This window comes from Pseudoalteromonas sp. SR41-4, assembly GCF_014163985.1.
Lineage (GTDB): Bacteria > Pseudomonadota > Gammaproteobacteria > Enterobacterales > Alteromonadaceae > Pseudoalteromonas > Pseudoalteromonas rhizosphaerae.
The window spans coordinates 1-24,265 of record NZ_JACJEI010000038.1 but is presented as its reverse complement, the minus strand read 5'-3'; the positions used below and the strand labels follow the sequence as shown (position 1 = coordinate 24,265).

12 protein-coding genes are annotated in these 24,265 nt (G+C 39.9%); 3 read left to right on the top strand and 9 right to left on the bottom strand.

The window, feature by feature from the left end; translation table 11 throughout:
* Nucleotides 1-11: 11 nt before the first annotated feature.
* From H5180_RS20815 to H5180_RS20785, 7 genes are all read right to left on the bottom strand, one after another.
* Complete coding sequence (locus H5180_RS20815) at nucleotides 12-4,124, bottom strand: poly-gamma-glutamate synthase PgsB (protein ID WP_145237336.1); 4,113 nt, start codon at nucleotides 4,122-4,124, stop codon at nucleotides 12-14.
* Between the two features lies 1 nt (nucleotide 4,125).
* Nucleotides 4,126-8,373: a hypothetical protein gene (locus tag H5180_RS20810; protein WP_182758997.1), complete on the bottom strand. Its 4,248-nt coding sequence runs from the start codon at nucleotides 8,371-8,373 to the stop codon at nucleotides 4,126-4,128.
* 77 nt (nucleotides 8,374-8,450) lie between these two features.
* Nucleotides 8,451-9,221 (bottom strand): hypothetical protein, encoded by a 771-nt coding sequence (locus tag H5180_RS20805; RefSeq protein ID WP_182758995.1) that lies wholly within the window; start codon nucleotides 9,219-9,221, stop codon nucleotides 8,451-8,453.
* A complete protein-coding gene (locus tag H5180_RS20800) occupies nucleotides 9,205-11,478 on the bottom strand; it encodes a hypothetical protein (protein WP_182734420.1) in 2,274 nt (757 codons plus the stop codon). Before H5180_RS20800 ends, H5180_RS20805 begins: the two co-directional genes overlap by 17 nt.
* The gene (locus H5180_RS20795; RefSeq protein ID WP_182758994.1) at nucleotides 11,465-14,581 is read right to left on the bottom strand and encodes a poly-gamma-glutamate biosynthesis protein PgsC/CapC; all 3,117 of its coding nucleotides are present in this window, start codon (nucleotides 14,579-14,581) and stop codon (nucleotides 11,465-11,467) included. Before H5180_RS20795 ends, H5180_RS20800 begins: the two co-directional genes overlap by 14 nt.
* Nucleotides 14,574-16,565, bottom strand: coding sequence for a hypothetical protein (locus H5180_RS20790; RefSeq protein ID WP_182758992.1), 1,992 nt, complete (start codon nucleotides 16,563-16,565; stop codon nucleotides 14,574-14,576). Before H5180_RS20790 ends, H5180_RS20795 begins: the two co-directional genes overlap by 8 nt.
* Before the next feature lie 25 nt (nucleotides 16,566-16,590).
* Entirely contained in the window at nucleotides 16,591-18,816 is a 2,226-nt protein-coding gene (locus H5180_RS20785; RefSeq protein WP_220493161.1) for a CapA family protein, read from the bottom strand.
* A gap of 252 nt (nucleotides 18,817-19,068) precedes the next feature.
* On the opposite strand from H5180_RS20785, the gene tyrR reads away from it, so the two are divergent.
* Complete coding sequence (gene tyrR / locus H5180_RS20780) at nucleotides 19,069-20,625, top strand: transcriptional regulator TyrR (protein WP_145237318.1); 1,557 nt, start codon at nucleotides 19,069-19,071, stop codon at nucleotides 20,623-20,625.
* A gap of 27 nt (nucleotides 20,626-20,652) precedes the next feature.
* On the opposite strand, the gene H5180_RS20775 is transcribed toward tyrR, so the two are convergent.
* Entirely contained in the window at nucleotides 20,653-21,141 is a 489-nt protein-coding gene (locus H5180_RS20775) for a hypothetical protein (protein ID WP_145237744.1), read from the bottom strand.
* A gap of 110 nt (nucleotides 21,142-21,251) precedes the next feature.
* On the opposite strand from H5180_RS20775, the gene H5180_RS20770 reads away from it, so the two are divergent.
* Nucleotides 21,252-21,788 carry a thioesterase family protein gene (locus H5180_RS20770; protein WP_182731090.1) on the top strand — a complete coding sequence of 179 codons (537 nt, stop codon included), beginning with the start codon at nucleotides 21,252-21,254 and terminating at the stop codon, nucleotides 21,786-21,788.
* 46 nt (nucleotides 21,789-21,834) lie between these two features.
* On the opposite strand, the gene H5180_RS20765 is transcribed toward H5180_RS20770, so the two are convergent.
* Nucleotides 21,835-22,488 (bottom strand): OmpW family protein, encoded by a 654-nt coding sequence (locus tag H5180_RS20765; protein ID WP_145237312.1) that lies wholly within the window; start codon nucleotides 22,486-22,488, stop codon nucleotides 21,835-21,837.
* Between the two features lie 237 nt (nucleotides 22,489-22,725).
* Between H5180_RS20765 and H5180_RS20760 the strand changes: the two genes are divergently transcribed.
* The gene (locus H5180_RS20760) at nucleotides 22,726-24,144 is read left to right on the top strand and encodes an MATE family efflux transporter (protein WP_145237310.1); all 1,419 of its coding nucleotides are present in this window, start codon (nucleotides 22,726-22,728) and stop codon (nucleotides 24,142-24,144) included.
* Nucleotides 24,145-24,265: the final 121 nt, after the last annotated feature.

Below are 24,265 nucleotides of genomic sequence, written 5' to 3'. Positions count from 1 at the left end.
GTATGATTAACTTAGCTATTATCTTTATTTGAAAATGTTAACCAGCCGGGCTTTTGATTGCGATTTAGCTTTCCTAAGACCGTAATAGCTTTTTCAAGAGTAATACGCTGGGTTGCGATATCTTTATAAACTTGGTTGGCAATTTTTTTGCGTTTAACAGCAGCCCCAGCATCTAAAAATGATTCAGCCACTTGTATGGCAAATCTTTTTAATGGGCCTTGTTGCTGGCTGTCGGTTTTATTGTCTAGCTGTTGCTGATGTTTATTCAAACGTTCATTAATATGCACAAGCTCTGCTTGGCTGTATTCATTTTGCGCATGATGCATTTTTTTTATCTCTAATAACGCACTGCTTAAATAAGCATGCTCAAGCTGACTAAATGTACTGATCAGTGATAAGCGCGTTAAGGTTTTTTTAAACTGTTCAGCTGAGCAATTGTTATCTAAAAGCATACTTATGCTATCGTAAATCTTTTGCCATTGTTGCCAGCCATAAACATAGCCTAAGCCAGCTCCTTTAATGTTTTGCATACCAATGATGACTTGGTGACAGTGAGGCCTCGCAAGTGCAGTTAGCATGATCGTTAATTGATCGGGGGTGACCTTGGAGTTAGTAATTAATATGCATTTACTTTTGACTAATTCCAATAATATTGTTTGTAAATTATGTTGATTCTTTTTTAAATCACTCAACAAAGGCCGCATCTGTTGATAGCTTAAATAGTGATTAAAAACATCTTGCAAACTTATCCGCTGCTGTTCACTTAATGTTTGTGCCTGTCCATTGAGCCAATCAGTAAATTGCTCTGCATTATTCAAGGCGGTAAATTCTTTTGCCTGGTAGCTACCTTCAAGTGCTTTATTCATTATTTCGGCAACTGTATCTGCTTCTTTAATGCAGTGTAGCTGAGAGCACAACAATTCTAATTCCTGTAAATCATTATTACTAATTATTCGTTCAAAGCGCTCAGCAAAAGCGTGCAAGTAATAGCTATAAAAGCCATCAACATTGGTACCAATGACAACCATTTTATCAAACGGTAAATCTTCGACGAGCATCTGGGCAAACACTTTTGAACGTGCTACACGGTCATTTCGGTTGTTAATCAAGGCGATGGTTTGTTTACTTGGATCCTTGCTTAGGCCAAATAAATCTAAGCGTCGCCAGTTCTCTATGGTCGCTAAGCGTTCATTGGCTGACATACTATTAACGAATGACATGCTAAAATGTGTAAAAGGTACAGGGCTAAAGTGTTGTAAAACACCAATGTCAGGTACTATACGCTGTGCTGTTTCTTTAAATACAAAGTCTTTTTCCAGGCCAATGTAGGCTGCCATCTTACATACTAAAGCAATATTATCCGGGTGCTCTTCATATGGGTAAAGTGCTCTAATGTCGGGTGTGATTTGATAACCATCGCCCCAATGTGCCTGAATTAAGGTACTGCTTTTTTGTGTAGCGTCTTTATCTAAAATAGGGAACATGGTTTGTTCGCTAGTAAAAACCTGACTTTTGGGGGCGATAAAGTTTGCCATTTCTTTAGCCACATCAATACCTGTTGGTCCTAATATATCTTCATGATCAGGATAGGCATTGGTAATAGTTGAAAAGTTATCTTGCATCCACTGCCTGAGTATTTTGACGTAGCGAGGTGTTAAGCCCATGCACTCCCATAAAAAGACATCTGCTTTGACATTTTTAGCAAAATGTAAAACATCACTTTGCTCCCAAATACTGGCTTTATCAAATGGGCGGAATAAAGGCACTTCAAATTGTTCACCATTGGAGCGAGCATAAATAAGGGTTGCTTCGCAGCCCGTTGTTTTCGTTATTACTTTTAACGCAAGACTGCTGAACAGCGCGGCTTTTAAGCGTTCAGTGCCAGATTTACCTCGGGTGCCCCAACCACCAATACTGACTGGAATTGCTTGACGGTCGGTTTTTATACGTCGGCTTATGCGAATATGACGTCCCCAAAAATAAACCATAAAACCAACTACAAAAAAGATAAGCTGACCAATACTGTTTTGATAGATTGAGTAAAGATACTCTTTAAAATTCAGCCAAATATTTACCAGTAGTGGAGAAAAACTTAGCTTGTTATAAAGCTTACTAATATTTGGCTCTACATCAAACGTACAACCGAGTTGTTCACCATAGGCTTTAAATTCAAAACTAAAACCGTGCTTATTGAGTGCTGTCAGGTAATTGTTTTGCTCTATTTCGTTACCTTTACGTTGCGTATCTAAACTATCAATATTAATACTTAGCCAAATATAACTGCTAATTCGCTGAAATAATGACTTTGGCGGGGTAACTAATAAAATACCATCTGGCGTATAGGTTTTTGCTGGCTGTTTTAAATTGTCTTGGCTCAGTACCGAGAGTAAGAAGTCAGGTAACGGTAAATGTGGCCGCGCTGAGTATTCATCAGTATCAAATAACGGTTCGCCAGGAACATTGGTAGTGCTTATCTCCGCTACAGAGCAACTAGGAACATGCATAAAGGCAGATGGTTTTCGGGCTTTGCTATGATTAAAGCTTTGGCGTTTGTCTGTGCTTGGGTTGCGCCATTCATGTATAAAACGCCACAACCTAAACGCATAACGATAACCACTGCGGATCTGCCATGTTAATTTATTTTTACTAACATTGTAGCCTTCGCTTTGCTGAGCTTTACGACTGAGTAAGCGACCAAGTAACTCTTCATCTAATTCTTTATCGAGCTGAGATAGGGTTGCAGAGTTTGGTAATACTTGCTCTAACTCAGCCATTAAATTTTGATGCTCAAATGCAACTAATTGCTCTCTGGTACGGCTGATAAAACGGCGAATAGCCAGCACCGGCTCGCTCTGCAATCGTTCATTTAAACAATTGATATAAGTTGTGAAAACGCTATTTGGTTGGTTTGTCTCTAATTGTTGATTGAGCATCATACGAGCTGTGAGCTCTAACGTTAAACGTTTAATGGCAAAGCTTTCATTACCACTTAATAGTTGCCACCAGAGTTTGAATGTAAAGTTGTCAGTATCTATACGCGGGCTACTTAGTTGTTTAACTAACGTAAAGCGCACGGCATCAACGGTTTCTATTTTTAATCGTTCGGTTAATAAATTTTGTAAAAAACTGATAGAAAAATTACCAGCTTGCTCTATAACACTTTGCCTTACTCGTGGATAACTGTGTTCGGCTAACTGCATTAACAGGTTTTCACATAAGTGGCTCAATGTGTTCTGGCTGGTTAAAATTTTTGGTAACGCAGCTAAAATAAATAACCGTTCTTCAGCATTAAGTTGGCACTGATCAGTTTGTTGGATCAGCTGCTGCATAAATGCACGAATGTAGGTTGGCCGTTGATGGATCAAAATTTCTAATATATCCAAACGGGCTAAATGCGGTGTATTCACCTCTTCTAATGCTAATACTAAGGTTTCAATTAAATTTGCACTTAGCTCTGGATCGCCATCATGGTTATGCATCAGTTGTACTTGATTCGCCAAGGCACGGTATAGCGCATTTCTTACATGTTCATTATCGGTCTTGGTTAATAATTGTAAAAAGAAGCTCTCTAAGTCCAGAGTTTGCCACGCTTTTGCTATATCGTTTGAAGATTTTTTTAAATAGCGATTACTTAAGTCGCCAAGCTTTCCAATTAAAAATTTAAGAGTTTGTTCAATATCAGCGACTATATCTTGGTAACGGTTGATCACAGCACCTTCGTCAAACCAACGATTAAAGGCAAGTTTATCTTGGCGTAATTGTTCAGACGTGGCGCCTAGTTGCTGAGCGTAATCTAAAATATGGAATTCACGTTCGGCGCTGATTTCTGCATGACTGAGTCTTTCAATAAAAAGCAGATAACCGGCATCCAACTTTTGTAAACTTTGCTGTTTATGTTCTACGCGATGACGTAAAAAAGCAATTGCTTGGCGCAATAGCCAAATATCCTGATCTTCGCCATCGGGCATATTTTGCAGCAATTCCCACTGCGCTAGTTCATCAACAAGTTGACGGTATTTTTGGCGATAAAGGTCCAGCCAAAAATTAGCAATATCAGCAAACAATAGATGTTCTAAGCGATCTTTTAATTCGCTAGAGGGAGTAACTTTCTTGGTGTTTGCCATATTAATTCTGCTCTAAAAAGTGATTGAGTTGCAGTGACTCAAAAATAATTTCGTCGTGAGAGAAAACACCAAAACCGGTGTCAGCTATATTGCCAGTCGAAAACTCGAGACTGATGTTATGGTCATTTCTAAACCAATCTTGGTCCCAACGTACTTTGATCCACCCTTGTGAAAAGTTACCTAATGGCAGCTGTTTTCGCCAACCTACACTGGTGATGTATTGCCATGTGCTATTAGGGCGATGTTTATCAGCAAACTTATAGTAACTGGTTAATCCGGCTTGGAAGATTTGCCCTTGATAATATTGATGCCAAGATGCGCCAAAACGCAAAATATCTAGGCTTGTCCAATCGGCATTGGACGTGCTGCCGGCGAGAAAATTAAAGTAACTATCAACCCACGGTTGATAGCGATATTGATATTCGCCTCGCCAACCATGCGGGTGATCTTCGCGATAAAAATTATAAATGTCTGAATTGAGTTTAGGATCAAATAAAAAGTCTTCAATATTAGCACTGCTGTAGCTGTAGAATGGACTTATTTGCCATTGATGACGATGACTTTCATCAATGCGCCAGATCTGACCAATCTGCACATAGGTATTAAATGCATATTGGCTGTCAGTGCCTGCTTGACTTGGTTGCCATGTGGTTTGCAAGGCGCTGTCGACGTACCAAGGACTGTCATGATCTTGCCAAGAATGATAGCCATCAATCGAAAATAGTTCGCTATCTTGTTCGCTCAAAGAGTAAGTAAGATCAAGACGATACCAATTCTCATCGTCACTTAATCGAAACCTAGCGCCAACATCCATACTATGACGAATAGGGACGTTTTCGCTAGATTCAAAAATACCTCGGCGGTCATAATTAATAAATGCTTGCCAGCTTAAGTCGTCTGGATGAAACTGTGCGACCTCAGTTTGCAGGGCACGCTGAGCAACGGGCAGTTGGTAAATTACGGTGTTTGCGAAGCTGTTTTGCTCGGCTTCAAAATTAGATATTTTATGATTGCTTTCACTCAATTGCCAAGTATATAAGCGAACGTGCTTGATGCTGTCGGTGCTGACTTCTATTTTACCTGCTGGGTGGAAAAAGCTGCGTTCAAGGCGTTGTTCAAATTCACCAACAATACTGCTTGGGAGCATTTGCTCGAGCTTAACTAAGCGATCGGCTGGTAATTGTGCGATTAAATGCCGCTCTGGCAGAACAGTGTAAAATAACAAGTTATTGCTAAGCGGTAAGTCATACCAGCGACCATTACGGTACTCTTGTGCGCTGATTGTCATCATTTGTGATAAATAAGGATTAAGCCATTGCAACGAGAGCACATTATCGGTTAGCTCAGTTTTATTAAAACCAAATGCAGTTGGTTTATCAGGTTGTATTGACCAAACTTTTTCCGATGTGGCTAATTTTATTGCAACGTTCGCGACATTCCCTTGGGATAAGTCAGCCGCTGCAGATAACTCTGCGACCGAAAAATGAAAGTTTAAACGAATTTGTTCTGAGCGGGTTTGGCTCAAGTCAATATGTAAATCATGATGTGGGCGTAAGACTAATCCTTGCGTAAAACCGCCTTGGCTACTGGTACGCAGTAATTGGTCGCTATAGCTACTCTCATCTTGAGAATCCACAGCAATGAGTTGCGTGCCAGCAAAGTCAGTATAGTCTTGTAGAGGAACCCACTGGCCATAACTTTGTATACGTGAAAATAACTGCGCGAGTTGTGGAGGTAAGCTCAGGGCATTTACTTTCGCTAAAACTTGCGTGTACTCATTGGTGGTTAGCGTTTTATCCGCCAACTTAAATAAGGTATTATTCAATAACGTCTGCATGTTGATATCGGTGTCATATAGCAACGCCATAAATGGTGTTTGCCAAAAATAGCGGGTTGCCATATTTTGATAATTATACGTCGTCGTCAATGGCTGCGAGAGTATTTTATAGGAAATAAATGTTTGTTGATCACTATATAAGCGAACTGACTCACCAGCTTGTAATGTGATCAACGCGTCACTGGAGATCGACAGCGGTTGAGCATCATTGCGTAATAGGGTTTGCGAGTTAATATCAGAAAAAATTGGCAGTACAGTGTGTTGCGCTGATTTTGATGATTGCGATGTCTGTTGTGCAAACAACCAGCTCATTTTATATTGACCATTTTGAACACTGGTACTGCGCGCTCTTAGGGCAATTGTGAGTGGTTGGCTTTGCGCTTTGAATGTTACCGCTTGGCTTTTATTAACCACCAGTGCTTGTATTAACCCCGTTGGGCTGGCAAGCGTTTGCGTGCCTGGGTAATCAAGTTCGTAGCTGGGCTGTTGAATATCTGCTTCGCTGTAATCGCGCCAATTTAATTTTGCAAAGCTTGTTTGCAATGCCGCTTGATTAGGTAAGTCATGACTTAACCACAATGCGAGTAAGTTTTTTTGTTGTTTGATTGCAAGCGCAATCAAAATGTTCCTACATGGCGCTAATAAATCTAAAGCATTGGCACATAAACCTTGCAGTTTATAGTCTTGCTCTAATGCTTGATATTGTTGTATCAACTGATTGCCAGCATAGGATTTGATAGCCACTTCTTGGCTGCTTTTGTAGAGCCCTTCAAGGTAGCTTTTGGCTAAAGCGTCGCGCCCTTGCGCCATCAAAATAGTGAGACGCAATTGCCACGCTTTAATTGCAATATCTGTATTGGGCACGTTGACTAATTTTTTAATTAATTGCAGTGCCTGAAGTGGATGCTCTGCCATTAAATACTCAGCTTCACCGAGTTGATGTTGCCAATGCATAGTATCAGTGGAAGTTATTGCCGCAGTTTTTGTTTTCAGTGGTTTATAAGGGAGCAGTGCGGCAGTAAACTCATCACCGATTTGGCTAATTTGCTGGGCCAATAAGTTATGAATAAGATTACTTTTTTCTTTTAGCGTACCTGCTTGTGCATAGAGCAATTCATTATTTGGTAAATCTAGTAATTGATCACTTTGCATTACGTATTCAATTGGTTGGCGCTGTTGCTGAAGATTCTGAATGCTTAATTGAGTTGTTGTTAAAGGCACGTTTAACTCAAAAGCGGCAAAATTTTCGCTTTTTAGCAAGGTTAAATGCCATTTTAAGTTACCACTGCGAACTAACAATTGGCTATCGACACTGCTGCGCGCATGCAGTGTTATCGTCGTTCTCACGCGCTGTTTATTGTTTAGAGAAAATTGATGCTGTTGCTGGCCTAATTGATGTATTTGCGCATAGTGCTCTGATAGTACAGGGTAGCCAGTATCATCAACCATCCGCAGTCCGCTAAAGCTATCAAACTGCTTAAATTGACTATTAAAGTACGCTTTATCCTGCGACTTCGGAACAAGAAAATCGCGAGATGAAATTGTGCTAAGTAAATCTTGATAACGACGTTGCGAAAGTAATTCACCACTTTGATAAGGTGAATTGTTTAGCTGTGATAAGTCGTGTTGAGAGTAGATAGCACGCAGCGTGTTGTCTAAATTATTAACCCAATATGGTTGAAACAAACGTTCTTGTTGCTTATCCATTGCTTGATCATCAAAAATTGCTCTGTGATTTTGCTCAAGTTTAATATAAGCGTCTGTTTCACTACGTATAGTTAGGTATTCACCTTTATCTATTGCTAAGTAATCGGTATTGGCCAAACCAATGTGTTGGTCACTATACTCGCTGGCGCGACTGGCAATAACACCGAGCACACTGATCGGTTGCTCATTTACATAGGTATAGACTTTGCCGTTAATATCTTTATTTAGTAAATCTTTGCGCACAGTTAGTTTTAATTTTTTAGCGTGTTGAAAGTACAGTTTTACTTTTTCGCCCGCTTTAAAGTGATAATAATGCTCAATATTTTGACCATATTGTAAACGAGTTACCGCTCGTGGTAGCTTTACGGCGCGACGGAAGCTATCACGGTGACGGTTTGTTTCACCGACCATTGCCGTTAAGGTTACACCTTCATCAAGGTGATTGGTGATTTTTAAAATGCGGTTATATGATGCAATCGGTAACTGACACTTGGCTTGTTCACAGATAAAATCGCGACTCACATTGAGTCTCTGCTGGGCAAGGTGACTGGTCCCCGAGCTGTAAATAAACGAATTAAATGTTGTACTATCCAGCTCCAGCCATTGACCTTTTGCAAGCCAAAGATAACGACTTTGTTTAGCTTCAAAATACATCGCTTGCTGAGATTTATCTAAATGCACGTTAGGTGTCACATTTAGCCACATAGGCGAACTCAAAATATTGTCATTACTGGCTAAGCCGTGTGGGCTCAAAGTAAGCAATAGGCTGAAAATAATAGCAGTTATAGCGTAATGCATATTTTAAATTGACTCATCAAAGTAGGCTGTTGAACAAGTTGCGCGCGTAATATATCACTTAATTCAATATGGAAAAATTCGCCATTGCTTGGCAGAATTTTATTTAAAATATTTTTTGTGCCGCCAAGCTCTGTAACTTCTAACGGATATACATAACTGGCAAGTTGTAATTTGTCAGTTAAACACTGGCTTATTTGCTGTAATTTAGCTGTAGCTGGCTTGGCACCATGACTGATTATTACATCACTATTGCGTGCTTTTTTAGTGTGTCGTTTTTTTGGATCAAAGCCGTGTATCTGATAAATAACGAACTGATCGACTGTGTTGGCGTAGCTTTGAATAAACGCATTGGTAACACTGTAGTGGTATTTACCTAGATCACTTTTTTGTCCATCAGCTGCAAGTGTATTGCGATGTATGGTATTGGCTAAGAAAACCTGGCATTCAGTAAATAGAGCCATCGCAATAGGGTAGCTGTGTTTGTCAAAATAGCGGTGCGGAGCATAGGCAATACACTGACTGCTACTCGACTGGTATTTTATTTCTCCTGCTATAACGTGTTCATCTTTCGTTACTAAAGTTAACGCTGATGTTAGTTCGTTGCCTTGCGCCAAGTTTGTTTGCGTGCTCAGCCATTGCGCTAGTTGGGCTTTTGTAACCGCATAGGCACCATTTTGTGATGACGAACTAGCGTAACTTGCGCTAGTTAATAACAGTAATATTATCGCAAGTAACCGTTTAGCTTGCATCATCATTCCACCACCTTATTTTTACTTCTTCGTTAGCGTACTCTTCTAATACTGCGATCCAGACGGTTTTATTGCTTGTAATGGTTAAACTGTTGAGCGCACGAACATCAGCATTGAGCTGTTGAGTAATTGCCGGGTAAGCAAATAGTTGACTGTCTTTTGGATGGATCAAAAAGGCATCACTTAAGCGGCTCGGCTGAAGTCCATAGCGCTTGTTTGCAATACTATAATCATGGGTTAAGCCACTTTGGTATTTAGCACGTTGAGCAATATCGAGGATAATGCTCTGCTCAGCATAATGGCTGTACGCTTTTAATACCACACTGTACGGGCGTTGCGTTGGATATGCTAATTTTAGTGGCGTATTTGCCGTAAGTTTATACAACCGTTGTTTAAGCCACGGGCGTTGCCCTTGCCAGTTTTGATAAATGTGTTGGGCATTTTTTTCAATACTTGCCAGTTGTTCAAAGTCAGTGTCTACTAAATTTACTTCTCTGGCTGTTTTGTTGTTTAGTTGATAAACCACACTGCCTGGATCTGTACTTGGCGCATTAGTCGCCGCTTGCAGCAGATGCTTATTTTGCAATGGTGCAAAGTTATAAGGGCTGGGCTCAGTAACTGGGGTAAAATATTTTGTTGGGCTATTGACCAATGCGACATTAGAGATCGGTAATTGTTTAAACAGCTCTCTTGATTGATAGAAACTGTCTTTAATTAGGATCTCTGGTGGCTCTTGGAAAACTCGGATATTGACGTAACTATCTTGTTCAGTAAAGTCGTAATGGTTATCAGCTTGTTGCTCATACCAAGCGGCAATATCATGAAAGTTTGGATCTTCAATACATTTCGTATGGCATACCGTACGTTGATAGTTAAACTGGCTATTACGTGATTTGACACGTACAAGAGTCGGTTGCTCAGTTGTAATTACCAATGCCGCTGCACGTTCGTTAAGACGTAAATAAAAGCTATTTGCTTTAGGGATTTTTTCTCGTTGTGTGGAATCTAGAATAACTCGATCAAATTCAGATAATTCATCGTCATAAGAAATAGTAAAGGTATCAATTGGCTGATTATTTTGATCATAAACAATCACAGTAGCATGACCTCGACTAGATGATCTGAGATCGATGTTAATATCGCTACTTCCTTCAAGTGTGAAGCGAGCATTTAATAAGTTACTTATTTGATAGTAACCATCTTGTGCGGTCGTTAACGGTTGTAGTGAGCTAAAAGACCAATTACTTAACAGTGGCTCGGTGCTGCATATAGTTACTAAACCAATATCTAATGGCTCGGTAATAAAGCTCAGTGGCTGCGCTGTATTTGCGCGATAAAGCACAGTATGTGGTGCAATAAACTGACTTAAATCATACCAAGTTAAATTGATTTCAGCTGATTTGTCCAGACTGAAAATAAGCGAATCTGGCTGTTTTAGTTCAATGCTCGCACACAGTGTCGCATCGGTGTAATAGTCATTTAAATTAAGTTGTTGCTGCGCAAAGTCATAAGTAACAACATTGTAGGGCAGCGTTTCATATAAAATGTCGGCTTTAAAGTCGATCCCAGGAATACCTTGTGGAGCAAGTTTTAGCCATGAATAGGTAACTGCATTGTTTATTTCTGTGGTTGATAACGCATTAACCCCAATACTGTGATATGCGCTGCTTCGCTCTCTTCGCTCTAATGGTAACTTGAGCCACGCGCTGTATTTATCATCATTATCGTTATGTGTTTTAGCATGGACTCGCACTACAACTCCCATAACTTGGCTATCTTCGCTAATTAACTTTAATGATACGCTGGTAACGTTCTTTAATTGTTCTGGGCTGATATAAAAAGATTGCCCAGATGAGACCTGTAAAGCTTGCCGATTTTCAATAATTTGCTTTATTTGTTGCTCATTGTCGGGAGGTGTTAGTTTTGACGCATGGTGATAGACATGACTACTAATTACTTGTTTTTTTTCATTTAAGAATGCGTATTCAATGGCATAGTTTATCGGTTTATCTAAATCCTGTGGTTCAGAAAATATCGCATTTGATAATACTCGGATCGAGTGTGTTCTAGTGCTAGAAAACGAAAAAATCAATGGTTTTTCAGTGCTTAGCCATTGAACGTTAGAGCGTGTCTCTTCATCCGAACGGCTAGTTATAGGTTCAGCTGACTGTATCCACAGATAAAAACTAAACAGCGCAAAACTAAGCCCAGTAAGTATTAGGAGCAATATGAGTATTTTTAAGAGTCGTTTAATAAATTGCATACGATCCCTCAATCATCATAGTGTTAAAACGGTTTTGGTCAGTGAGACGGTTTGTTATCGGATTAAAAATTGCCAACAGCTTACCTTTTTGTCTGATCGCGAGGGCATACTCTTGGCGGCCTTCAAATTCAATTGTTTGTAATTCACAGTTAGCGAATGGTTTACATAGTTGTGCCAGTGCCGTCAAGCGTTGCGTGCTGGCATAATGCTCAATCGTTTTTAAAAAATGACTTTGCTGCTGTGAACTTACAGCTTGCCAATTGGCAGGCGATAATGTGGTTATATTCATTACTTTAATTGTTGGTTGCGCTGAAATCGCGAGCAAGCGTTGTAAAAGACTTTGCTGGTTAACAGAAAATTGCTGTTTAAAATCAGATGCAAGCCACAGGGTTGCTAGTTCGCTGTGGGGAGCAAATATTTGATAGCCAGATTGCGGCGACGTACCAAGCTCTAAACCTCTTGTCGCGGTTTGGCCTTGCACAGCTTGGTAATCAACAGCCAAATCTTGCAAACTGTGATTAAGTGTTTGTAAAAGATGCTGGTGGGCGTTATTTGATTGCGTATATTCAAAAGCTAGGGCGGTGGGTCTGATCCATGATGGTGCACTGTGACTACGAATTTGTAAGTTTAAAATGGCATTATTTTGTGCAAACCGTAAATAGCTTTGATGAACCACATTAAATAATGAATCAACGTTATTGGGTAATAATACATTCGCTTGTGGATGCGCATAAGGATGGGCACCGGCGATCAGTAAATGCTCTGCCCGGCTATTTACAAATAGTTCAGTGGCAAACTTTAAGGTATTACTTTCAAATAATGGTCGCGGTACTTCAATATTAAGTTGGGTACTTGATGTCAGATTGATGACATAGAAACCTTGACCATAGGCTATTGCAGCCCCATCAACGAAAGGGGCGATAAGTAAAAAGCGACCTTGCGCGTTATTGAGTAATGTTAGCTGATAGCCCATTAGTCTGGCTGTGGCATTAATTTGATTTAGTTGATTGATTATATTCTCATCTACATCTTGATCCGTCAGCTTAGTTTTTAAACGGTATAGAGGGTGTAATATTTCAAATTCCCACAAGGCGGCTTGATTTGCCGTTAATGGTTTATAAGCGCCACTGCCTTTAGCGGTAATGTTGTCAGCAAATAGCTCAATCACTTCATTCAGGCTCTGCGTTGCATAGCTAATTGCGTTGTCCTCGTTATTACTTTCATCACGAGATATGTTAGCTAATAACGTAGTGTAGTTATCACTATTTAAAAACACTTCAAACAGCTGGCCATTAAAATTTGCTGCAGGTAAAGAGCTATTGGTTGCTTGACCAAAAAAAGTCTCTTGATGTCCTAATAGCTGTTGGATCAAACGTTGGCTGAGTGAGCTTGGTAACTGATTGTAAATCCAATACTGACTTGTTGCGCCGACAGGGGTTTTGATTAACAAACGATTTGTGCGATTGTTAACTTCCCGTACTTGAAATAGTTGCTCAAGCCCCAGCGCTTCAATAAATGCTAAATAATAAGGACTTTGTTTATTATTATGAGTTAATTCCGTCGTTGGTGTAGCACTGGTACCAAATACTAAGGCACGACTGTCAAAGTGTGAAAATATAAGCCCTGCAGAGTCGCTCGCTAAACTTTCTGAAGTGGGAAATGGTACCGTGACTATGAAATCTGCGCTTGGTTTTCGAGAAATAACAAATAACCCGCGTTGCGAGGTTTTTCTAGCATCGCGAATGTAAATATAACTATCATCAAATTGCAATTGAAAATCAAGTTTAGCTAAGCGCTGTTTATTCAGCAGTAAGTTTTCTATTGAATTAGGGGCTTTATTAATTTCATAAATCGCTTGTTTAAAGTTATTTTTGTCCTGACTAGCTTGATAACTGCTGATGTCTAGTTGTCCTTTATTGCTCGTATAAAGGTAGCTTTTATATTCACTGATCTGTTGACCAAGAGCGCTGACTTTGTTTGTGCTTTGCAATTCTTTAATGTCAGTTGTAACAAATAAAGAAGGGATAAACATGATAATAAAGCCGATCACAATGGCTAACGCACCGCCTAGGATTGAAGTTTGAAAGGTGGCTCGGATCACTAAGCCTAGTGCGCTTTTTTGATATATTTTTAATGCTAAAAGCGTAGACAGCATATAACCAAAAGCAAAGGTATCGGTAACTTTTATTTCAGGGTAGTGGTGCACCACAAAATAATTTAAAAATAACTTATAGATAAAACCGATATTGAAGAAAAATAGCAATAATCTTGCACCTTCAATATTGGCATTACGTAACCGCGTGAAGTTTAATAGCGAAGCACCAATGATCAGTATAATAGCTGTTTCTGCAAAGGATGTGAGCAATTTAGTTGGCTGCATAAGCTGCAGCGCCAATAATGCGGGTAGCATAATGCCATTAAATTCCCAGCCATATTTAATATTGGCACGCGACGCAATAAACGCAGTGATCACCAAAATAATATAGGCTTTTGGTGCCGCTATAATTGATGCGGCAACCGCTTCATACATAATTGCTAAATTGGCGATGCTAAAGTTAGTCATTGGCATGAGTGCAAAACGAACTAATAAGAAAGTAATTAGTAGCTGAACAATGGTAACTTTCATGCCGTACTTAAAGCCACCATTCCACATCACGTTGGCAGTGAGGGCGATAATAACTAACCCCAGGGAATAAAGCTGTGATGAATAATCAAAGGTTATATCCCAACCGCTGAGCACGTTAGCAATCAATGGCCAAAACAAAGTATCCATGACTACACGCACTAAAATACTGATCAAGATAATGGCAAAAAAGCGGTCACGACCAAACATCTCGGCGTAGCCAAATTTTTGCATTACGTACTTAGCGCTAAAGAGCATTAGGCCATACACTACTACCGCTTCAATTAAGATAACGGCGGCTGAGGTTGGGCTAACAATAAGTAGTGGCACTAAATAACCAGGCACAACAAGCCCAGTAAGCGGAAAACCAAATCGTAAATTTAACAAACAAACAACAGTAATGCCTATCCATACAGTGGTGATCACCGATTGACCTAAGCCACCACCTGCTGGAAACAATTGTAAAATAAAATCACCCACTAGTTGATGGCTCCATCAAGTTTTGAGCGTAAAATTGCTGTTGTTTGCATAATGAATCACACAGTTGTTTGCTGTTGGGCATTTGCTCAATAAAAAACGCAATATCAATAAACTCAAATAAAATACCTGAAACCTGAAATGGCTCGCCAGATGCATTTTGTAGATGACTTGCATCCATTGCTCGAACATTGAGTATATAGGTATTTTCATCAAGCTTAGCTTGAAGATAAATATCGCCTTTTTGTAAGGTGATAAAGCGTAATTTACCTTTCGCGGTTTCAGTATCTAAATCAGTAACTAAGCAGAGCAAATCCAATGCTGTCATATCAAAAATAGAGAATTGATGCTGCGCAGCTAGTTTTTCTAACGATTTGTTTATTTGCACCACTTGACCAAATAAATTAAATAATACAGTCGCAGAGCGAACATTATTAAACACATGCTCTAAGGTCGTTAGCTTTTGTTCCATTTCCGCTATCGACGTTTTCACTTGCTGGCTGAGCGGTTCTTGTAATTTCAAAGTGAGTAGTTGAGATAGGGCGCTATCATTAGCATTATTTTGTGATTCAATAATTCGATAATGGAACAGTAATTCACCCACTTGTCCGGCAAAGGCATTTACATTGCGCTCAAATGCTTGTTTGTTAAATTGTGCATCAGGCATTACTGTCATTGCCCAAAAACCACGAACATCACCGGCATAGATCAATGGCACGATATATTGCAGCTCACCGTCACTTAGCTCATTAAAAAATGGGCGCAAAATTGGCACAACACCAAATTCTTTTAAAGCATCTGAATATGGCGCGCGCTTATAATCGCGGCGCATTTCTTTAATATCACTAAGGTGGCAATTGACGGCTCTTATTTCGGTTAGTCGGTGATCGCCTTCTTTACGCGCTAAAAATATCGATTTATTCAAAGCAAGTTGTTGAGTTACCAAGCGAATAATCGCATCCCAAGGCGAGCTTTGAGAAATAAATGACTTTGGTAAATAGCGCCCAGCCATTTTCTGTTGAATATTCCCAATTAGGCTAGTGAGCTCCCTGTCTTCGTTGAGTTTTCTAACCAATATTACCCACACCAGTGTAATAAAGGTAAAAATGGTCATCTGGCCAACGGGTAAAAATAAATGCTGAAACACTAAAATAAAATACCCTAAGACAAACCAACATATACTTGTTAGCACTGCAATTACGATACTGTAACTAATTGATAATTTTTGAAAAGCGAACAGCAGTAGTAAAGAAATACTAAGCAGCAGTAGGGTGCTTTGCCATAGTGTCAGTAGCGATATGCTGCTTTGCTTATCAAGTGTATCGGCAATATAAGCAGTAAGTAATAAATAGTTTGATGTCTGGGTTAATTTAGGCGCATTAAGTTTTACCCCTAAACCAGCATTATGTTGACCGAGAATAATGATTTTGTTTTGTAACTGGCTGGCCATAATGTCCATTGTCATCAGCCGTTCAGCTGAAAACTTTGGCAGTGCAGAAGGGGCTAAAGCGAAGTTAAGCAATACACTTTTGCTACTATCAAGGTCGTTAAACAGTGTCGGCCAAATTGCCAGACATGAGCTGTCAGCCATAGCGGCTAATTCAACATTGTAGCCAGACCAATCGTTTATATGTGGTAGACAGTAGTCATTTCTAGGGTGTGGGTAAAAAACAGTGTTTTGTGCCATGTCCGTCAAGGTTTTATTTACTGTTAGTTGTTCATTAGCAAAAACCAATACTGCTTTTGGTTGATAGCTTAATAGTTGTTGTACTAGTTCATTATGTTCGCGACTTAAATGCTCACTTTCAATGATCACAACATTGCTTTGCTGGCTTTGTGTAAGATTTGCTAAACGGCTATAGAAAAAGGCATTTGATGAATTAAACAGTGATAATGAATTTGAGATCACCACAATGATAAACAGGCAAATAGTAAGCCAAAAAGAACGCTGGCGTTTAAGTAAAAAAAACTGTTGTTTAAAAGCCACGATTAGCTCCAAAATAGAATAGAGATTAATTAAAGGTGCTATACGTTAGTTTAAACGTAACAGAAGACGTTGCATTTAAACGTAAAAAGTCAAATCCATGGATTTTATCCGTGCGCCACATCGTATCAGTGAAGTTTACTTTTTGTTGCCATGAAATCATTGCCATATCATCCAACGCCAAGCTTGCTTCGCCACTATTTGGCGCAAAGTGACGCAAGGTAACTTTAATACCGCGCGGTGGTAACTGTTCTGGGCCAAGTGTTAAGTCGTCAGAAGGCAGTGAAAAGTCATAGTTTAAGGCTTGCCAGTCATGGTTACCAGCCGGTTCAATATCGACCAATTGAGTAGAAAATTCAAGGCCATCCTCAGCGGTGGTATAAACTATTTTTGCGTCTAGTTTTCCGGCGTTTTCAGCTTTACTGTAACCAAACAAACTAAACTCCTTGAAGACATCAATTGAGCCATCATCATTAGGTAATTCCATTGCACGAATGGTTTGTCTAAATGGGAGCAGCGATGGCGTGTTATCAAACTGGGTGCGAGCAGAGCATAAGCCTTGCGCGCCTGAACGAGCACCACTTAAGCAAGGCGTTACGCTGTCGCCGGTGTGATCCCAACGAGCAACTTCTAGTTGTTCATCATCGTTATCCCAATCTTCAAAGTCACCGAAAATCATTAAATCGCGCCCTAAAGTGACATCACTTGGCGATCCGTCAATGATTTCAAGTTTAGATAAAAATGCTTTTGTTGATGGAGCAAAGTTGCGTAAATCTAGAATGCTTTGATTTGGGGTAACTGTAACTGTTTCCGTGTGCTGAGAAACAGTCGCTTGATCTGCGGTGAAAAATACATCGGCATAACCATCTCGTGGGATCAAGGTAATGTTATTATCAGAAAACTCAGCCAGACGTCGTAATAAATAATCACTCAAAAAACCATTGGTAAATTTAGGCTGATACCCTTCAACATAAACAGGGTAAGCAAAAGCGCGCTTCGTCATAGGAGATGCATCTTTGTCTACATTTACTAACACCGCAACGCCAAGCAGCGTTTCTAAGCGGTCTTGGTCAAACACAAAATTGCCTAAGCCTAAAATGGCAGGTACGCCATTAAAAACTGCAAAGCCTTGGGCAATATGCGGATGATGAGCAACTAATAAATTGGTTTGTTGTTTGGATAAAGAATTAAACCTGCCTTTAATGTAACCGCTGGGTTGATAAGTGTATTCATCACCACCATGCATTTGGGCAATTACATAATCACTATTTTGCACTGCATCATTAAGATAGTTGGAGACTAATTCTGTTTCTGTTAAATCTGCGGCACCGCCTTTTGTGGCATCGGTAACATAGGTAATTGCATGTTCTTTACCTGTAATGGAGGTCGCTGAAAAAAGTCCTAACGTGAGTGTTCCCACATCCATGAACTTTGCTTGGTAAGCACTGGCTATGTTTTTCCCTGCGCCACTGTGAGCAAGGCCAGCGCTATCTACTTCAAGCAAAGTATCATTGAGGCCATCTTCTAAAAAGTCATACACATGATTATTTCCTAGTGCGACGTAATCAATACCAATGGCTTTGATCCCATCTAGCGTCTCAGGTAATGAAAAAAAGCTAAACTCTTTTGTTGGATGTGCTGCTTCAGGACTACTTGTTATCGGTGTCTCTAAGTTTACTGATGAAAAATCAGCAGCTTGAAAAAATGGTGCGACAAAATGTGTTAATGCTTGAGCATTTTCACTGGCTGTTGCTGGACGAATAAGTGCCCCTGCGACATCAGGGATCGCAGCCGTCATAGTTGCCAAAGAGGGATCTAAAAAGCGTCGTGCAAACATAGTATCGCCAGCAAATAGCAGGCTAACCGAGTTACTACTCTTAGCTGTTAGGGTCAGCTGTTGCTGAGTGTTATCAGCAGTAATTTTGACTGTAGCGACAGCAGGGAAGTAACTTTCATCAGCGATCATTAACCGATGGTTACCTGTTGTAATACCTGAGTAATTAATTTGCCCACTGGCATTTGTTTGATACTGCTGTCCTGCAAACTCAACCATGATGCCAGCCACACTATTAGCTTGCTGATCGGTTATTGTGATTACACCATTAAACGTTTTTTTTAAATAATCATCGCGCAGTTGTGCATCGCTCTTTTGGGCTTGTGTTTCGCCTGTATCATAGGGGTCTTCAACCTTACAGCCAGCGATAATTAGGGCTAAGCAGAGAATAGAAAAGAGTTTATATTTTTTAATTTTCAAACAAGCCTCGTTATCACTGTAGTTACATTTTTTAATACGTTTTCATTATACGGATTTTTTGTGGAAATGATATTAGCCAAGTATTTGAATTTTTCTAATATCATTCATACTAAATTATAGTCAGTTGCCATAAAAAGTCTTTGCAATAATGGTTAGTATCATTTGTCCAAAAATCTTTACAATAGACTACCCAGCGATGGGTAGTTAGCGTATTATTTGCGACATAGTAGGTTTTCTCTTTTTGAGGGTGAAATGCGTTTAGATATCCATTGTGCAGACCGCATCGGTATTGCTCAAGAAATACTCAATATTTTAGTCAACTATCGCGTTGATTTAAAAGGTATTGAAGTTGATTCAATTAACTGTCGTATGTATGTGAGTTTTCCACCGATTGAATTTGAGCAGTTTCAAAAAATCATGCCCTCAATTCGATTAATTGATGGTGTACAGGATGTACGTACCACCGCTTTTTTACCTTCTGAGCGTGAGCATAATGAGCTCAACACATTGTTGCGTGCGCTACCAGATGGTGTGATCTCAATTGATGCCAAAGGTTGGGTAAGGCTTTGCAACGATGCTGCATGTAAAGACTTACAGTTAACTGAAAAAGAAGTTATTGGTTCAAATATTAATAATCTATTGAAAGGCTTTAACTTTACCCGTTGGTTAGAAGGCAAAGAAGTACTGGGACAAACAACCCGGGTTGAGGTGGCTGGTGAAGATTTTATCGCGGATATCTTGCCAATCGCAGTACCACAAGGCAATGAAGGTGATGTATTGGCCGGTGCGGTGATCAACATTAAATCACAAAGCCGTTTAGGTCAGCAGGTAAGTGCGTTTCGTCGTTATGGTCAAGAAAGCTTTGCAACTATTCACAACTTTAGCACTGCGATGCGTCGTGTGGTTCGTGAAGCGCGTAAAATGGCGCAACTTGAAGCTCCGATACTTATCACTGGTGAAACCGGTACCGGCAAAGAGTTACTGGCACGCGCTTGTCACTATGCATCTAATCGTTCTGTGAAACCTTTTATCGCTTTATCGTGCGCTTCACTGCCTGATGATGTTGCTGAGTCTGAATTATTTGGTTATGCCGGTTATGAAGAAAATGCAGCGCCAAAACGCGGCGTGTTAGAGCAAGCGGATGGTGGCACGGTATTTTTAGATGAAGTGGGTGAAATGTCTACCCAACTTCAAACTAAGTTACTGCGCTTTTTACAAGATGGCACATTTCGCAAAGTTGGCGATGAGAACGAAGTAAAAGTAAATGTACGCATTATCGCCGCCACGCAAAAAGATTTACCCGCGATGGTACAAGAGGGTACGTTTAGAGAAGATTTATACTATCGGATCAATGTACTGACTTTAGAAATTGCTCCACTACGTGATCGTAAAGCTGATGTAGGGCCACTTGCAGAACATTTTATTCAAAAATATGCGCAGCAAAATGGTCATGCAATTCCGGAACTATCTGCAGAGTGTTTGTCGTTTTTACAAGATTATCCTTGGCCGGGCAATGTCCGCCAATTAGAAAATGCGATATACCGTGCGGTCTCGTTATTAGATGATAACGAGCTGCGTGTTGAGCATTTACAATTACCTGCATTTACCCATGATTTAGGGTACTTGGAGTCTGATTTTGAGGGCTCGCTCGATCAAGCTGTAAAGCGTTTTGAGGCTACATTATTACGTAAGTTGTACCCTGCTTACCCAAGTTCGAGACAATTGGCTAAGCGTTTAGGGTTAAGTCATACCGCAGTTGCAAATAAGCTACGTGATTACGGCATTAATCGTAAAACGGTAAAAGTGTAAACTGACTCAAATCAACAGTATTGGGTACTATTGCTTAGTACCCATATCTTTGGTTACACCGTCAATAGCGACAGTATCGATACCCTCAGCGGTGAACTTAATTAAGATACTGATGTTATTACGGGCAAAAAAGTAATCTTTGTTATCTAAACTGATAACATAATCCCCTTTTACCGCGCCTTTATATTGACGTTTTTCAAGTTTGATTGTGTGTTCGCCAATTTCCCAGCTGAATCCTTCAATAAAGCCATTATTAAATTCTTGCACCCACACTTGTTGGTCGTCTTTTGCTAAAGTAATAGCAATGGAATAGGATTCAGGTAATTGCATATCATAGCTTTTTTTACCTATAGTAAACTTGCTATTTTGTTGCTGCCAAGCAAACCCAAATTGAAACGGCTTTTCAACCCCAGTTGGATAACGTACGTCTCCTTCGCCTGGATAGTTAAAGTCGGCCATCGCGCTGGTACTCATCAATGCAAATACCATACTCAAATAAGAAACTGATTTTTTCATCATTTTTCTACTATTATTTATAATCAGAGAATTCAGAGTAGAGCAGAATATTCTCCAATGCAATACGCTATGCTACACTCACAAAACTGTTAACTGGTAAGACCTTTATTGTGAACTTATATTTTCGTCTTTTATTATTATTTTTTAAAATCAAACGTAACCGTGATTATCAATCATTGTTAGACACTGTGGATATAGATTACAAAGCGCTGCCAAGTGATTGTGATATTAATTTACATCTTACTAACTCTCGTTATTTAGCAATGATGGATTTAGCTCGCACTTGGATGACTGAGCGAGTTGGCTTGCTTGAAACGATTATGAAAAAACGTTGGTTTCCTATCGTTAACGCCACGGCCATCACTTATATTCGTGATATTAAGCCAATGCAACGATATACCATTAGCACGCGCTTAGTTGGTTGGGATCATAAGTATTTTTATATTGAGCAAAAATTTCATTCCGAGCGTGGCTTGCATGCGATCGCCTATGTAAGAGGTGTGTTTAAGCGCAAGCGAGGTGTCGTCAGCGTAGAAGAAATGCTAGAGGCGGTAAACTTTGATGGTATTGTGCCTATATTACCTACGGAAATTATGCACTGGAAAGAAATGTTAGAGCAGAAAAAAATAACAAATCTTCCCAGTTGAATTTACATACACTGATAAAAGGTCGTTAGGCCTTTTTAGAGTATGTTTAAAAAGCGTATTTAACCCCTAACATGGCAACTACAGGATCAATTTTTACTGTTGAAGTAAGAGCTTGTTTACCATCGGCATAAACAGTTGCATCGGTTTCAATATCCATGATTGATACCATCGCATGTACGCCCCAGTTTTGATCTAGCATATAGTTAAAGCCTGCTTGAGCTACAAAACCAAATGAGTTATCAAGCTTTACTTCAACGTCGTTGGTGCCCAGTACTGTTTTTAGCGCTGTAGAAGGTTGCTCATCAAAAAACACTGTGTAGTTAATACCTACACCAACGAATGGGCGAAATGCTGAAGTACTTTCTAAAAAGTGGTACTGAGCGATTAGTGACGGCGGTAATTGCTTAATATCAGCTATTTTATTGCCAGCTAAACCACCGGTGCCATTAACTTCATGAGAAAAGGGTGTTGCAGCAACCAATTCTAGAACCCACTGATCGTTAAATGCATAGTCAACTGTAATACCCAGTTGTGTATCCGAGCTACCTTTTAAGCCTAAACTTGGATCTTCATTGATCGCTGAGCTGCTATTGTCAGGGTTAACATTAATAGCACCGACATTAACGCTTAAGTTTGCACTGGCGAAAGGAGATGCGATTAAAAGTGAGGTGAGTAACGCTGCGCTAAGTTGTTTTTTCATGCTGTTCTCCGAGAACTACTTTTTGAATTGGCGTTATTATCAGCCAAAAAAAAAATAAAAAACTGTTCTAGATCAAGCTTTATAACAGCGTATAAAACGGCGCAGCGTTTGTTTGATTTAGATTAAGGTTTACTTAATTGACGTTTAAAATCGATTGACAGTGCACTCTTTTTTATTGCTATTCATCAATAGGTCAGGAAAATAAGTTATAATTGCTGCTTAAAGCAAGGGTATACAATGAACGAAACCAACCATCTTTTTCTGTCTGGCTCTATTAGCAAAGCACTGTTAAAACTTGCAGTTCCTATTATTCTTATCAATATTTTACAATCTGCCTATCAATTAACCGATGCGTTCTGGGTTGGTCGTCTAGGGGCGGCACAAGTTGCAGCGGTGTCAGTAAGTATGCCAGTGACTTTTTTAGTGATTGCGATTGGCTCTGGACTTGCGATGGCGGGGGCTATTTTGTCAGCGCAATATATGGGGGCTGGCCAGCAAGATAAAGTAAACCATGTGGCCGCACAAACAGTGTTAATGGTGACTGTGACGGCCATTTGTTTAGGAATTATCGGTTATTTGCTATCTCCTTACTTTTTACATTTACTGGGTGTTGAAGATGCCGTTTATAACGATGCTTTAAAATTTATGCATGTGTCATTTGTGGGTGTGGTATTTGTATTTATTTATGCCATGTTTCAAGCCTTAATGCGGGGTATTGGCCAAACCAAGGTGCCACTGATCATTGTTTCCGTAACCGTGTTGCTAAACTTTGTACTCGATCCATTATTTATTTTTGGTTATGGCAGCTTTACAGGTCTTGGGGTGATGGGGGCAGCGCTGGCTACATTGGTGACACAAAGTTTGGCAGCCATTGCTGGCATTGTTATTTTTATGCGTGGTCGCCATGGTATTAAGCTAAAATTATCAAGTTTCATTCCTGATTACAGTTATATCAAACAAGCGTTTTATTTAGGTGCACCAGGCTCTGTGGAGTTGTCAGCGCGTGCATTTGGTTTGATTATCATGTCTTTTTTAGTGGCTAGTTTTGGCACTCAAACCATTGCTTCTTATGGTGTTGGTTCAAATATATTACAGATGGTGATGATCCCGGCTATGGGACTCTCGATGGCTGTGTCGACCTTAGTTGGACAGAATATGGGCGCAGGTAACCCGCAACGAGCAGAGCAAATTACTAAGTTGGCGGTACTTTGGGGATTATGTGGTTTGTCTTTTATTGGGGCGATTGCATTTATATTTGCACCTTACTTAGTGGCATTTTTTATCCCCGATGATCAAGGTGTGATAGCCAAAGGCGCACAGTTTATTCGTGTTATGTGCTTAACTTGGGGCGGAATAGGCGTGCAATTATGTGTGGTGGCTGCATTTAGAGCATCAGGGAACATGCTTAATGCGATGTTGTTGGCGCTGTTTTCTCAATGCGTAGTACAGTTTCCGGTGGCGTATATTTTGTCAAAACACACACATCTGGGCGATCACGGCATTTGGTACTCGTTTGCTGTCACCAATGTGATCGTCGCATCGCTATCGTATTTGTGGTTTTGTCGTGGTCGTTGGCAACAAACAAAATTGACCAAAGATGATAAAGATATCGCTAAAGTCAGCCAAGAAGCATTCATCGAAGAAGGTGCACACTAATACCAATCGACTTAAATATTTAACCATTCTAGCGCGCTAAATAAAGCGCTAACTGCGTTAGTAATTTTTCATGTACGACTGCATGGATGCAAGAGGTAGAGCAATGCAGGAGCAATTGCCG

What these genes read in the sequence shown, in the direction of transcription:
- H5180_RS20815 (WP_145237336.1), bottom strand. Translation starts at nt 4,124, where the DNA reads ATGGCAAACACCAAGAAAGTTACTCCCTCTAGCGAATTAAAAGATCGC.
- H5180_RS20810 (WP_182758997.1), bottom strand. Translation starts at nt 8,373, where the DNA reads ATGTGGCTAAATGTGACACCTAACGTGCATTTAGATAAATCTCAGCAA.
- H5180_RS20805 (WP_182758995.1), bottom strand. Translation starts at nt 9,221, where the DNA reads ATGATGATGCAAGCTAAACGGTTACTTGCGATAATATTACTGTTATTA.
- H5180_RS20800 (WP_182734420.1), bottom strand. Translation starts at nt 11,478, where the DNA reads ATGCAATTTATTAAACGACTCTTAAAAATACTCATATTGCTCCTAATA.
- tyrR (WP_145237318.1), top strand. Translation starts at nt 19,069, where the DNA reads ATGCGTTTAGATATCCATTGTGCAGACCGCATCGGTATTGCTCAAGAA.
- H5180_RS20775 (WP_145237744.1), bottom strand. Translation starts at nt 21,141, where the DNA reads ATGAAAAAATCAGTTTCTTATTTGAGTATGGTATTTGCATTGATGAGT.
- H5180_RS20765 (WP_145237312.1), bottom strand. Translation starts at nt 22,488, where the DNA reads ATGAAAAAACAACTTAGCGCAGCGTTACTCACCTCACTTTTAATCGCA.
- H5180_RS20760 (WP_145237310.1), top strand. Translation starts at nt 22,726, where the DNA reads ATGAACGAAACCAACCATCTTTTTCTGTCTGGCTCTATTAGCAAAGCA.